Here is a 12285-nt window from a genome sequence, read left to right as displayed (position 1 = left end):
CCTATCCATGCACGTCAACACGCTCAGCAGCCTGGCTCAACTCCTGGCCAGCGCCGAAACGGAAACCCTGGCATTTCCCACCAGCATCAACACGGCCCTGCTCCTGCAAAAGGAACTGGCCAACCCCGATTGCCACTCGGCCGACATCAGCCGCCTGCTGCTGTGCGAACCGACCTTGTCGGCGCGCGCCGTGGCGCTGGCCAATTCGGCCATGTTCGCGTCCGGCCAGACGCCCGCCATCACCAGCGTGCGCGCCGCCGTCGAGCGGCTGGGCCACCGCAACCTGTATGCGCTGGCGACGGCGGCCGTCATCCGCCAGCTGAACGCGGGCATCCGCGACGAAGCCTTGCGCGCCCGCGCCACCCAACTGTGGGCGCACACCGTGCACGTGGCAGCGCTGGCGCATGCGCTGGCCGGCGCCGTCACGCACACGGATGCCGATACGGCCCTGTTCGCCGGTATCGTGCATGAAGTGGCCGGCTTTTATTTGCTGGCCCAGGCCGACAAGACCCCGGGCCTGTACGCCCACCTGGAAACGCAGATGGCGTCCGCCCTGGAAGTGATCGGCCGTGCCCTGATGCGCCAGCTGGGCGTGCCGTTGCCCGTGGCCGATGCCGTCAACGCCTTGCCCGGCTCGACCATCATGCTGCCGCCCGAGGGCTTGCGCGACACCCTGCTGCTGGCCAAGGCGCTGGCGCCCGTGCCCTCGCCGCTGCCGCAGGCCGGCATCACCGTCAGCGCGCCGCTGCAAGCCTACCTGGACAATGATCCCGTGCTGCAGGTGCTGCGCACGCAGCCGTCGGCCGAAGCGAAGGGTCTGATCGAGGTACTGCTCAGCTGATGGCCGATCTGCTATCATGGCGCAGGCCGGGATGGACCCGGCGCTTTCATTGATGTGCACTGGAAAACTGCCTTGACTACCTCTCTACGCATGCTCGGCCTGGCCGCAGCTTTGACCATGGCGTGCAACGCCAACGCCGACAGCTTCGTTTCCTCGGCCTCCAGCGCCGGCTCCCAGTCGAGCGGCAGCATTTCCGATTCGCTCAACGGTTCGAGCAACAGCTCGTCGCGCGACAACAAGGTGGCCAATGGCCCTTACCGCATCATCGACGTGGCAGCCCTGCCGGGCCGCGACGGCATGACGCGTCTGACCATGCAAGCCGACGCCACGGCAACGCCGCTGGTGCTGGATTTGCCGCAAGCGGCGCTCGACAAGCAGCAGCTGGCGCAGGGCGACGTGGTACATGCGCAAAACCGCGCCTATGGCATCGAATTCTCGCGCAACGACACGCGCGCCGCCTTCTTCCTGGTGCTGGCCGACGACTGGTACGGCGAAATGGCCACGCGTCCCGTCAGCCTTTGATTCCAGGTGTGACCCTGCGCAAACTGGCGCGGCTGCTGGCCGGCTGCGCCGCGCTGGCCGTGGCCGGTGCCGCCCAGGCAGGTACTTCGCTCGCCTCGTCGCGCTTTTGCGACCGCGCGCAGGAACTCACGGCAACCGAGCAGGATCGCCTGTTGCGCTTTGCCGCCGTGGTGCGCGAGGAACTGGCGGCCAGCGAAGGCAGCGTGGCGCTGATCAGCCGCTCCGGCCTGGACCTGGCCCGCTTCGGCATCCGCTATTCGCATGCGGCGCTGGCCTGGCGCCACGACAATGACAATGGCTGGTCCGCGCGCCAGCTGTACTACGCCTGCGACGAAGGCCGCCCGCGCATCTTCGACCAGGGTACGGCCGGTTTCGCCATGGGCACGGCAAACCCATCTCTTGGCTACATCTCTGTCGTGAAACTGCCGGCGGAAAGCGTGCCGCCCCTGCGCCGCGCCCTGCTCGACCCCGTGCGCGTGCAGCAGTTGCTGGCGGGCCGCTACAGTGCCAACGCCTACGCCTTCAGCCTGAAATACCAGAATTGCAATCAGTGGGTGGTGGAATTGCTGGCCTCGGCCTGGGGCGAGCTGGCGGCCGGCGGCGACTTGCGCGCGCGCGCCCAGGACTGGCTGCGCGCCGCGCCTTACAACCCCGCCGCCGTCGACGTGGGTGCGCGCTGGCTGATGCTGGGATCGATCTTCGTGCCGCTGGTGCACATGGACGACCACCCACCCGAGGCCATCGGCACGATGCAACTGGCGGTAAGCCTGCCGGCCAGCCTGGAAGCGTTCGCGCGGCAGCGCCTGCCCGCCAGCGAGCGCGTGGAAATCTGCCACGACGGCAGGCAGGTGGTGGTGCACCGGGGCTGGGAACCCATCGCCGACGGCTGCGTGCCCGGCCCGAACGACCGCGTCATCGCCCTCGACGATACGCCGCACGACAGTCGCTGACGACAGTCCCTAAGCAGCGGCGAGCGCCGCTTCGACCTGATCGAGCAAGTGTGCTGGCGCCAATCCCTGTCCCATCCGGCGGACCACCTCGCCGCACGCCAGCGCCACTTCAGGCGCGGCCAGCAGGCGCGCCAGCTGCCGTTGCATGCGCCCGGCCGACAAACGCCTGGCCAGCAAGACATCGCCCACGCCGAGCCGTTTGATCCTCCAGCCGTTATCGAACTGGTCGTAGGCGAACGGCACAATCAGCTGCGGGATGCCCGCGCGGAAGGCGTCCGCGCTGGTGCCGATGCCGCCGTGGTGCACCACAGCCGCCACGCGCGGCAGCAGCGCCGCAAACGGCACGTGCGCCTGCCACATGACGTTCGGGGGCAAGTGTTGCGGCACCTGCGCCGCATGGGGCGTGAGGAACAGGCCGCGCCGTCCCAGCCGCCGCAACACTGCCAGGGCGATGCTGAAATAGCGCTGCGCGTGCTGGTGCCCGGTACCGGGCGTAAACACGATGGGCGGCTCGCCCTCGCCCAGAAAGCGTTCCAGCTCCGGCGGCAGCGCCGCCGCGCCATGCGGGGCGGAGCCGGGGAAACCGGTTTGCACGAAATGCGCTGGCCAGTCCGCCTGCGGGGCGGCGAACCAGGCGGGAAACAGCCCCAGCGAGGCATCCGGCGCGGCCAGCATGTGCGCAAAAAAATGCGCTTCGGGAGGCAGTCCGTGCTGCGCGCGCGCGCCGTTCAGGCCGGGCAGCAGCACCGGGTCGACCATGCCGCGGTGGAGCAGCCGCCACAGGGCCTGGCGCCATGCCAGCGGCACCCAAGCGGGAATGCGCAGCGAGCCGGCCGCCAGGAAATCATGGCTGCTGCACAGGTTCGATGGCGCCAGATAGGCCGCGACGATGCGCAAGTCCGGGCGCACGGAGCGTGCCAGGGCGGCCATCGGCACGAGGAAGGGGTGGCACAGCACCACGCACTCCTCACCGTCAGGCAAGCCTTGCACCACGTCGCGCACGGCGCCCAGGTGCGGCACGAGGCCGCGCCACACCACGCCCCAGCCCTTGCGTTCATCCCACAGGCCCGGATCGCCCAGCATGGCCTGGCCCTCTTCCTGCGTGCCGAAGGTGCGATACGCCAGCCCTGAGGCCAGCGCCGCCGCTTCCTGCCAGCCTGGCACCAGCAGCAGCACGCGCCGCCCCCGTTGCTGCAAGGCCTGCGCCAGCGCGATAAACGGTTGCATGTCGCCGCCGGTGCCGCTGCTGGCAACGATGACGAGCGGCGCTGGCGTCAGATTGCCATCAGCCATGCCGCCCTCCGTGCCTGGTGTAGGTGTGCAGTGCAAAGTCAGACAAGAACGTAGGGCGCATGGGCATCTTTCCTAGTAGAAACACCCACCAATGGTAAGCGATGAAGGTTAGCATTTCAATCAGTAGTTGACCGAAGCATGACGCCATGCCTGCCTGCGGTCGCTACGCAGGCAGTTGCAACACCATGTCCCACTGGTCGATGCCGGGCCCGAAGCCGTCCGGCGTCACCTTCACGGGCTCGAAGCCGAAGCGTGCATAAAACTGCTGCGTATGCTGGCTGGTATTCATGGTGACCCTGGCCACCTGCGGCATGGCGCGGATGGCGTCCAGGCGCGCCTGCGTCAGCGCGCGGCCCAGTCCCTGGCCCTGCACGTCCTGCGCCACCATGCCCCAGCACAGGCTGGCGACGCTGCCACCCGCCTCCAGCGCATGGCCGCCGCAGGCGACGATGTTCCCGTCGCGTTCGATGACCAGATACGGCTGCGTCGACTCTTCCAGCCAGGCGACAAAGCCGGCGCGCTCGGACGGGTCGAAAAAGCGCGGCGTGTTGCCGTCGAAGAGGGCCAGGCAGGCGTCGCGGTCGCTGGCCGCGTAAGGACGTACTGTTTGCATTTTCTGTACTCAAAAGAACATGAACGCCGATTATAGGCGATGCGCATTCATGCCAGCTGTTCCGGGCTGACGACATGCACGCCCGGCGCGCCGGCCAGCGCCGCTTCCAGCAAGGCGCTGGCGATGCGCGGCGCGGGATTGATGCGCCAGCGGCGCGGCAGCACGGGCCCCAGCACGCGCAGCAGGCGCAAGGCGGCGCCCTCGCCCGCGCGCGCCACGTCGCGCTCGCCGCCAATCAGGCCCGGCCGCACGTGCGTGAGCGAGGCAAAACCCAGCTGCTCCAGGTCGCGTTCCAGCTCGCCCTTGACGCGGTTGTAGAAGATGCGCGAAGCGGCGTTGGCGCCGGCGGCCGAATTGAGCGCATACGTGCGCGTGCCGGCCGCCAGCGCCAGGCGCGCCACGGCCAGCGGATAGTCATGGTCCACGCGCAAGAACGCCTGCCGCGTGCCGGCCACCTTCATGGTCGTGCCCAGGGTGCAGATGACGGCGTGCGCCTGCCACCACGGTGCATCGGCCGGCAATTGATCGAAATCAACGAGAGGCGCATGCAGTTTCGCATGGGGCGGCAAGGCCTTGCGCACGGGCGCCACCACCGTGCTGACGCGCGTGTCGGCGAGCGCCAGGCGCAGCACTTCGCGGCCCACCAGGCCGGTGGCGCCCACAAGCAGTAATTTCATGGCTTTCCAGTTCAAGTTGCTGTCAGCCACCACCATACACGGAACTCAGGACAAGCGCAGCGCCAGTGCCGCCAGGGTCAGCAGCAGCACGGGCACGGTCAGCACGATGCCGACACGGAAATAGTAGCCCCAGGAAATGTGGATGTTCTTGCTGTCGAGCACATGCAGCCACAGCAAGGTGGCCAGGCTGCCGATCGGCGTGATCTTCGGTCCCAGGTCACTGCCGATGACGTTGGCGTAAATCATCGCTTCGCGCACGGCCCCCTGCGCCGTCGTCGGGTCGATGGCCAGCGCGCCCACCAGCACCGTCGGCAGGTTGTTCATCACGGACGACAACAAGGCCGTCAGCACGCCCGTGCCCATGGCCGCACCCCATACGCCGTACTGGGCAAAGTGGTTCAGCATGCCCGTCAGATACGCCGTCAAGCCCGCATTGCGCAAGCCGTACACGACCAGATACATGCCCAATGAAAAGACGACGATATGCCACGGCGCATGGCGGATCACGTGGCGCGTCGAAATCACGTGGCCCTTGCCCGCCACGCCCAGCAGCAGCGCGGCGCCCACGGCGGCGATCAGGCTGATGGGCACGCCCAGGTGTTCCTGCGAGAAAAAGCCCACCAGCAGCAGCGCCAGCACCAGCCAGCCGGCGCGGAAGGTGGCCAAGTCGCGGATGGCGGCGTGCGGACGTTTCAGTTGCGAGGCATCGTAGTCGCGCGGAATATCCTGGCGAAAAAAAAGCAGCAAGACGCCCAGGGTGGCTGCCACGGCGACGACGTTGACGGGCACCATCACGGAAGCGTACTCGGCAAAGCCGATCTTGAAGAAATCGGCCGAGACGATATTCACCAGGTTCGACACCACCAGCGGCAGGCTGGCCGTGTCCGCAATAAAACCGGCCGCCATGACGTAGGCCAGGGTGGCTCTGGTGGAAAACTTCAGCGCCCGCAGCATGGCGATGACGATGGGCGTCAGGATCAGCGCGGCGCCGTCATTGGCGAACACGGCGGACACCAGCGCGCCCAGCAAGACCAGCAGCACGAACAGTTTTCTGCCGCTGCCGCCGCCCCAGCGCGCCACGTGCAGCGCAGCCCATTCGAAAAAGCCTGCCGCGTCGAGCAGCAGGCTGATGATGATCACGGCGATGAAGGTACCGGTGGCGTTCCACACGATATGCCAGACGACGGGGATGTCGCCCCAGTGGATGACGCCGGCCAGCAAGGCGACACCAGCGCCGATGACGGCGCTCCAGCCGATACCCAGGCCGCGCGGCTGCCAGATGACCAGGGTTAATGTGGCGAGAAAGATCAGGAAAGCGATGAGCATGGTGTCAGTTCCGGTCACTGGTGCATTTAATTATTCCATAATACTGGAAATATTGAATTAAGCCAATGCCGTATCAATGCCGCCGCGTCCCTGCGCGCCTGCTATGCGGGAAACTCTCCGCGGGCGTAGCAATCCCACAAGCTGTCGATAAAGGCGCTATCGAATGCGATGGCGTCCCTGGCATCGAGCGCCGTATCCCAATCGCGCTCCGGCCCGAAGATGCTTTCAAAAAATACACCGTCGTTGATCTTGCTTAAAAGATCGCTGTCTCGCATGATTTCTCCTGAATGAAGCCATTGCAGGGGGGAGCAGATCCGCGCTGCTACTCTTCCAGCCCTCCCCCCAGCGCCTTGTACAGGGCCACGGCCGACTTGAACTGGTCGCGCCGCGCGTCGAGCAGGGCTTGCTGCGCCGCATACGACTGGCGCTGCGCGTCGAGCAATTCCAGCCGGCTGTCCTGCCCCGCGTCGTAGCGCAGCTGCGACAGCCGCTGGCGCTGGCGCGCCGCCACCACCACGCGTTCTTGCGCATCGATCTGCTGCGCATACGTGGCGCTACCGGCCAGGCCATCGCGCACTTCGCGAAACGCCGACTGGATCGCTTGCTCGTATTGCAGCACGGCCACATCCTTGCGCAGGCGCGACAGCTGCAATTCCGCGCGCAACTGGCCGCCCTGGAACAACGGCTGCGTCACTTGCGGCGCGAACGACCAGCTGCGCGCGCTGCCACGGAACAAGTCACTAAGTTCCGGGCTGGCCAGGCCCAGCTGCGCCGTCAGCGACAGGCGGGGGAAGAAAGCGGCGCGGGCGGCGCCGATTTCCGCATTCGCCGCCACCAGCGCATATTCGGCCTGCAAGATGTCGGGCCGGCGCGCCAGCAAGTCCGACGGCAGGCCGGGCGGCAGCTGCGTCAGCACGGGCTGGCCATCGAGCGGCCGGCCAGCGGGCAAGTCCGTTGGCAACGGCGCGCCCAGCAGCAATTCCAGGTTGTTGCGCGCCAATAAGCTGGCCCGCTCGCGCGCCTGCACGTCCGCCTCCGCCGTGGCCGCCTGCCCTTCCGCTTGCGCCACGTCCAGCCCGCTGCCCTGCTGCGCGCCGTGCAGGCGCTGCGTCAACAGCAAGGCCTGGCGCCAGTCAAGCAGGGTTTGCCGCGCCAGCGCCAGCTGTTCCTCGGCCAGCCGCTGTTCCAGGTAGGCGTCGGCGACGGCGCCGATCAAGGCCATGTGCGCGGCGCGCTGGCCCTGCTGCGTGGCCAGGTAGCGCGCAAACGCGGCGTCCGACAAGGAACGCAGGCGGCCGAACAGGTCGATCTCGAACGCGCTCATGGCGATGCCGGACGTGAACGTGTTTTGCACCTTGGCATCGGTGCCGCGCTGGCGCACGCCGCCCGCATTCGCGGCTATTGCCGGGTAGCGGCCCGCATCCTGTATCTGGTACTGGGCCCGCACGGCTTCCACGTTGAGGGACGCCACGCGCAAGTCGCGGTTGTTTTCCAGTGCGATATCGACCAGACGCTGCAGGCGCGCATCGAACAGCATCTGGCGCCAGCCCAGGTCGGCCGCAGTGTCGCCCGTGGCTGACGCGGCGACCTCGGCATAGGCAGCTGGGATAGGCGGCGCCGGTTTGACCAGCGGCGGCGTCAATGAACAGGCCGACAAGACCAGCGCGGCCAGGGGCGTGATGAAAATCAAACGCATTACAACTCTCCTTCCACCGCTTTGATGGCGGTGCGATTACTGCGTTTGTTGAAGTACGTGCCCATCTTGTCGACGGTGCCCAGCACCACGACAAAGAACACGGGCACGAAAAACACGGCCAGCACGGTGGCGGTGATCATCCCTCCGAACACGCCCGTGCCGATCGCATGCTGGGTTTCGGCGCTGGCGCCCGTGGCCAGCATCAGCGGCACCACGCCCAGCGCAAACGCCAATGACGTCATCAAAATCGGGCGCAAACGCAACCTGGCCGCTTCCACCGTCGCCTCGACCAGTCCACGCCCTTGCGCCTGCAACTGGCGCGCATACTCGACGATCAAAATCGCGTTCTTCGCCGACAGGCCAATGATGGTGATCATGCCCACCTTGAAGAACACGTCGTTCGGCATGCCGCGCAACATCACGGCCAGCACGGCGCCCAGCAATCCCAGCGGCACCACCAGCATCACGGAGACGGGAATCGACCAGCTTTCATACAGGGCCGCCAGCACGAGGAACACCACCAACATCGACAGCGCCATCAGCATGGGCGCTTGCGACGCCGATTCCTTCTCTTGCAGCGACTGTCCCGTCCACGCCAGCGCGAAGCCGGGTGGCAATTGCTTCACCAGCCGCTCCATTTCCAGCATGGCGTCGCCGCTCGATACGCCCGGCGCCGCGCTGCCCGAAATGCGCGCCGCCGGATAGCCCTGGTAGCGCACCAGCTGCAGCGGCGACTCGCTCCACACGGGGCGCACCAGTTCGCCCAGGGCCACCATGCCGCCCGCGTTATTGCGGATGCGCAGGGCCAGCACGTCGTTCAACTGCATGCGCGACGGCGCTTCGGCCTGGATGATCACCTGCTGCATGCGGCCGGCATTCGGAAAATCGTTGACATAGGTCGAGCCCATGGCCGCCGTCAGCATGTCGGCAATGGCCGTAAACGACACGCCCAGCGCTTCGGCCTTGGTGCGGTCGATATCGAGGCGCACGCTGGCACCGGGCGGCAAGCCGTCCGGATACACGCCCGCCACCTTGCTGCTTTGCGCAGCCAGGCCCAGCAACTGATTCTGCGCCGCCTGCAGGGCGGCGATGCCCTGGTTGGCGCGGTCTTGCAAGCGCATGGAAAAGCCGGACGAGTTGCCCAGTTCATCGATGGCGGGCGGCATCAGGCTCATGATCACGCCCTCCTTCGCCTGCGCCATGGCTTCCTGCGCCAGCGCCACTTCTTCCTGCGCCGTGGCGCCATTGCGCTGTTTCCAGTCCTTCAGCATGGTGAACGCCAGGCCCGCATTCGGCCCCGCGCCGGAAAAACTGAAGCCAAGAATGGACTGATTCACCTCGATGCCGGGCCGCGTGGCCACGTGCTGCTCGTACAACTTGACGACATCGAGCGTGCGCTCCATGGTGGCGTCGGACGGCAGCTGGATCGAGGTAATGAAATAGCCCTGGTCTTCTTCCGGCAAGAAGGCCGACGGCAGCTGCATGAAAGCCACGCCCAGCGCCGCGACGATGGCGCCATACACGACCATCGAGCGGCCCGCGCGTTTCAGCATCGCCACCACACCCTTTTCATAGCGGGCCGTCATGCGGTCAAACTGGCGGTCGAACCACAGGAAAAAGCCCTTCTTGTCATGATCGTGCGGACCAATCGGTTTCAACATGGTGGCGCACAGGGCCGGCGTCAGGGTCAGGGCCAAAAACGCCGAGAACAGAATCGACACGGCCATGGCCAAGGTGAACTGGCGGTAGATGGCGCCCACGGAACCGCTGGCCAGCGCCATCGGGATGAACACGGCCGTCAGCACCAGGGTGATGCCGACCACGGCGCCCGTGATTTCGCGCATGGCTTTTGACGTCGCTTCCTTCGGCGACAAGCCCTCGGTGGCCATCAGGCGCTCGACGGCTTCCACCACCACGATGGCGTCATCGACGATGATGCCGATGGCCAGCACCATGCCGAACATGGTCAGCACGTTGATGGAATAGCCGGCCAGCAGCATCACGGTAAAAGTGCCCATCAGGGCAATCGGCGCGACGATGGCGGGAATCAGGGTGTAGCGTATCTTTTGCAGGAACAGATACATGACGAGGAACACCAGCACCATCGCCTCCAACAGCGTGACGATGACCTTCTCGATCGAGATTTTCACGAACGGCGCCGTATCGAACGGTACCGAATACTTGATCCCGGCCGGCATGGTGTGCGCCAGTTCGGCCATGCGCGCACGCACGGCGGCCGCCGTCTGCACGGCGTTGGCGCCCGGCGACAGCATGATGGCGGCGCCCGACGCGGCTTGCCCGTTTTCGCGGATGCTGAAGTTGAAGCTTTGCGCCCCTAGCGACACTTTCGCCACGTCGCCGATGGTCACTTTCGAGCCATCCGCATTCGCGCGCAGCACGATGGCGGCAAATTCGGCCGGCGTTTGCAACTGGCCCTGCACCGTCAGCGGGATGGTGACGCGCTGGCCTTCCACGGCCGGCGAATCGCCGAGGCGGCCCGGCGCGATCTGCGCATTTTGCTGCGCGATGGCGGCCGTCAGTTCGCCCATGGCGATGTTATACGACACCAGCTTGGCCGGATCGACCCAGATGCGCATGGCCCGCTCGGAACCGAACAGCTGCACCTTGCCCACGCCGGGAATGCGGCGCAGTTCTTCCGTCACGTTGCGCGCCAGGTAGTCGCCCAGCGCCACTTCATCGTGCTGGCCCTTCTCGGAAATCAGGCTGACGATCATCAAAAAACCCGATGATGCCGATTCCACCGTCAAGCCGTTTTGCCGCACCGCTTGCGGCAGGCGCGGCTCGATGGCTTTCAGGCGGTTTTGCACGTCCACCTGCGCCATTTCCGGGTTCGTACCGGGCTGGAAGGTGACGGTGATCGAGGCCGAACCCGAGGTATCGGTGGACGACTCGAAATACAGCAGGTGCTTGACGCCCGACAGTTCGCGTTCGATCAGGCCCACCACGGAATCGTTCATGGTTTGCGGCGTGGCGCCAGGATAGTTGGCGCTGATGCTGACGCTGGGCGGCGCCACGGAAGGAAAACGCGCAATCGGCAATTGCGGTATGGCGATCAGTCCGAACAGGACGATGAAGACCGCCACCACCCACGCAAAGACGGGGCGGTTGATGAAAAATTGAGGCATGTCGTTAGGCTTTCATTGTATTCAAAGTGTGCATCAACGGGCCTTGGCGGCAGCCGCCGTTGCCACCACAGTTGGCTTCCACGGCTGCGGTGCGGCGGTGGCGCCCGGCTGCAAGCGTTCCTGGCCTTCGATGACGACGGTATCGCCCACCTTCAAGCCGCCATTGACCACATACTGATGGTCGATCACGTCGCCCACGGCAATCGGTTTCAGGCTGGCTTTGTGCGTGCCATCGAGCACCCAGGCCTGCGCCTGGCCATCGCTGCTGCGCAGGACGGCTTGCTGCGGCACCAGCACGCCATTGGCTTGCACGGCGCGCGCGATGCGGGCGCGCACGAACATGCCGGGCAAGAGCTGGCGCTGTGGATTGTCGACCAGCACGCGGATGACGGCGTCGCCCGTGCCCGCATCAACACTGATGCCGGAGAACAGGATACGGCCCGTGACGGGATGCGGCTGACCGTCGGCGCCCAAAATGGTCACGGGCAGCTTGTCCGCGCCGCCGTTGCTGTCCGAACCTGAGGCTCGCAGCGCGGCCAGCGCGGCGGCCGGCTGGCGCACGTCGACATACACCTTGTCGATCTGCTGGATGCGCGCCATCGGCGTGGCATCGGCCAGGCCCACCAGCGCGCCTTCCGTCACCAGTTCGGAGCCGATGCGCCCGGCAATCGGCGCCTCGATGCTGGCAAAGGCCAGGTCCAGGCGGCGCCGCGCCAGACTGGCGCGCGCCTGCGCCACGGTGGCCACGGCTTGCTCGCGCTGGGCCACGGCATCGTCATATGCCTGGCGGCTGATGGCGTCCGCTTCCACCAGCGGTTTTAACCTGTCGGCCTGGCTGCTGGCGCGCTTCGCCGTGGCCACCGCGTGCTGCAGCGCGGCGGCGGCCGAATCGACGTCCGCCTGGAACGGCGCGGGGTTGAGCTGGAACAGCTTCTGTCCCGCTTTTACTTCCGCGCCCTGCTCGAACTGGCGGCGCAGCACGATGCCGCCCACCTGCGGGCGGATGTCGGCCGTGCGGAAGGCGGCCACCCTGCCCGGCAATTCATCGCTGAGGACCACGGGCGCCGCTTGCAGCTTGAGCACGGTGACGGCGGCGGGCGGCGCCGCGCCTTCTTCCGGCGCGGGTTGGGAACAGGCGGCAAGGCTGAGCAGTGCCGCGGCGATCAAACTATTTTTTTTGGTGAAGAAGCTCGGATGCATGGTCTTTCTCTATAGCAGATC

At 66.3% G+C, this 12285-nt stretch carries 11 protein-coding genes; 3 read left to right on the top strand and 8 right to left on the bottom strand.

Annotation, left to right across the window (positions count from 1 at the left end; all coding sequences use genetic code 11):
* Positions 1–7: 7 nt before the first annotated feature.
* From C8C92_RS13465 to C8C92_RS13455, 3 genes are all read left to right on the top strand, one after another.
* Positions 8–841, top strand: coding sequence for an HDOD domain-containing protein (locus C8C92_RS13465; protein ID WP_165829429.1), 834 nt, complete (start codon positions 8–10; stop codon positions 839–841).
* Positions 842–931: 90 nt separating this feature from the next.
* Positions 932–1363: a hypothetical protein gene (locus C8C92_RS13460; RefSeq protein WP_099764075.1), complete on the top strand. Its 432-nt coding sequence runs from the start codon at positions 932–934 to the stop codon at positions 1361–1363.
* An 8-nt stretch (positions 1364–1371) separates the two neighbouring features.
* Entirely contained in the window at positions 1372–2313 is a 942-nt protein-coding gene (locus C8C92_RS13455) for a DUF2145 domain-containing protein (RefSeq protein ID WP_099764076.1), read from the top strand.
* Positions 2314–2322: 9 nt separating this feature from the next.
* Here C8C92_RS13455 and C8C92_RS13450 read toward each other — a convergent pair whose 3' ends face one another.
* The 8 genes from C8C92_RS13450 to C8C92_RS13420 form a co-directional block, all read right to left on the bottom strand.
* Positions 2323–3606, bottom strand: a complete 1284-nt coding sequence (locus C8C92_RS13450; protein ID WP_116744196.1) for a nucleotide disphospho-sugar-binding domain-containing protein — start codon at positions 3604–3606, stop codon at positions 2323–2325.
* Between the two features lie 163 nt (positions 3607–3769).
* Positions 3770–4219 carry a GNAT family N-acetyltransferase gene (locus tag C8C92_RS13445; protein WP_116744195.1) on the bottom strand — a complete coding sequence of 150 codons (450 nt, stop codon included), beginning with the start codon at positions 4217–4219 and terminating at the stop codon, positions 3770–3772.
* 47 nt (positions 4220–4266) lie between these two features.
* Positions 4267–4896 (bottom strand): NAD-dependent dehydratase, encoded by a 630-nt coding sequence (locus tag C8C92_RS13440; RefSeq protein ID WP_099764620.1) that lies wholly within the window; start codon positions 4894–4896, stop codon positions 4267–4269.
* A 45-nt stretch (positions 4897–4941) separates the two neighbouring features.
* Positions 4942–6222 carry an arsenic transporter gene (locus C8C92_RS13435; RefSeq protein WP_099764079.1) on the bottom strand — a complete coding sequence of 427 codons (1281 nt, stop codon included), beginning with the start codon at positions 6220–6222 and terminating at the stop codon, positions 4942–4944.
* Positions 6223–6323: 101 nt separating this feature from the next.
* A complete protein-coding gene (locus C8C92_RS27470) occupies positions 6324–6497 on the bottom strand; it encodes a hypothetical protein (RefSeq protein WP_165829427.1) in 174 nt (57 codons plus the stop codon).
* 47 nt (positions 6498–6544) lie between these two features.
* A complete protein-coding gene (locus C8C92_RS13430) occupies positions 6545–7918 on the bottom strand; it encodes an efflux transporter outer membrane subunit (protein WP_116744194.1) in 1374 nt (457 codons plus the stop codon).
* Complete coding sequence (locus C8C92_RS13425; RefSeq protein WP_116744193.1) at positions 7918–11064, bottom strand: efflux RND transporter permease subunit; 3147 nt, start codon at positions 11062–11064, stop codon at positions 7918–7920. The genes C8C92_RS13430 and C8C92_RS13425 overlap by 1 nt, the downstream gene beginning before the upstream one ends.
* 33 nt (positions 11065–11097) lie before the next feature.
* On the bottom strand, positions 11098–12264 hold the full coding sequence (locus C8C92_RS13420) for an efflux RND transporter periplasmic adaptor subunit (protein ID WP_116744192.1): 1167 nt from the start codon (positions 12262–12264) through the stop codon (positions 11098–11100).
* Positions 12265–12285 lie beyond the last annotated feature (21 nt).

Source organism: Janthinobacterium sp. 78, from assembly GCF_003096775.1.
GTDB lineage: Bacteria > Pseudomonadota > Gammaproteobacteria > Burkholderiales > Burkholderiaceae_D > Janthinobacterium > Janthinobacterium tructae.
Note: the sequence above shows the minus strand (reverse complement) of the source record. Positions and strands in the feature narration are given on the sequence as shown.

What these genes read in the sequence shown, in the direction of transcription:
- C8C92_RS13465 (WP_165829429.1), top strand. Translation starts at nt 8, where the DNA reads ATGCACGTCAACACGCTCAGCAGCCTGGCTCAACTCCTGGCCAGCGCC.
- C8C92_RS13460 (WP_099764075.1), top strand. Translation starts at nt 932, where the DNA reads ATGCTCGGCCTGGCCGCAGCTTTGACCATGGCGTGCAACGCCAACGCC.
- C8C92_RS13450 (WP_116744196.1), bottom strand. Translation starts at nt 3,606, where the DNA reads ATGGCTGATGGCAATCTGACGCCAGCGCCGCTCGTCATCGTTGCCAGC.
- C8C92_RS13445 (WP_116744195.1), bottom strand. Translation starts at nt 4,219, where the DNA reads ATGCAAACAGTACGTCCTTACGCGGCCAGCGACCGCGACGCCTGCCTG.
- C8C92_RS13440 (WP_099764620.1), bottom strand. Translation starts at nt 4,896, where the DNA reads ATGAAATTACTGCTTGTGGGCGCCACCGGCCTGGTGGGCCGCGAAGTG.
- C8C92_RS13435 (WP_099764079.1), bottom strand. Translation starts at nt 6,222, where the DNA reads ATGCTCATCGCTTTCCTGATCTTTCTCGCCACATTAACCCTGGTCATC.
- C8C92_RS27470 (WP_165829427.1), bottom strand. Translation starts at nt 6,497, where the DNA reads ATGCGAGACAGCGATCTTTTAAGCAAGATCAACGACGGTGTATTTTTT.
- C8C92_RS13430 (WP_116744194.1), bottom strand. Translation starts at nt 7,918, where the DNA reads ATGCGTTTGATTTTCATCACGCCCCTGGCCGCGCTGGTCTTGTCGGCC.
- C8C92_RS13425 (WP_116744193.1), bottom strand. Translation starts at nt 11,064, where the DNA reads ATGCCTCAATTTTTCATCAACCGCCCCGTCTTTGCGTGGGTGGTGGCG.
- C8C92_RS13420 (WP_116744192.1), bottom strand. Translation starts at nt 12,264, where the DNA reads ATGCATCCGAGCTTCTTCACCAAAAAAAATAGTTTGATCGCCGCGGCA.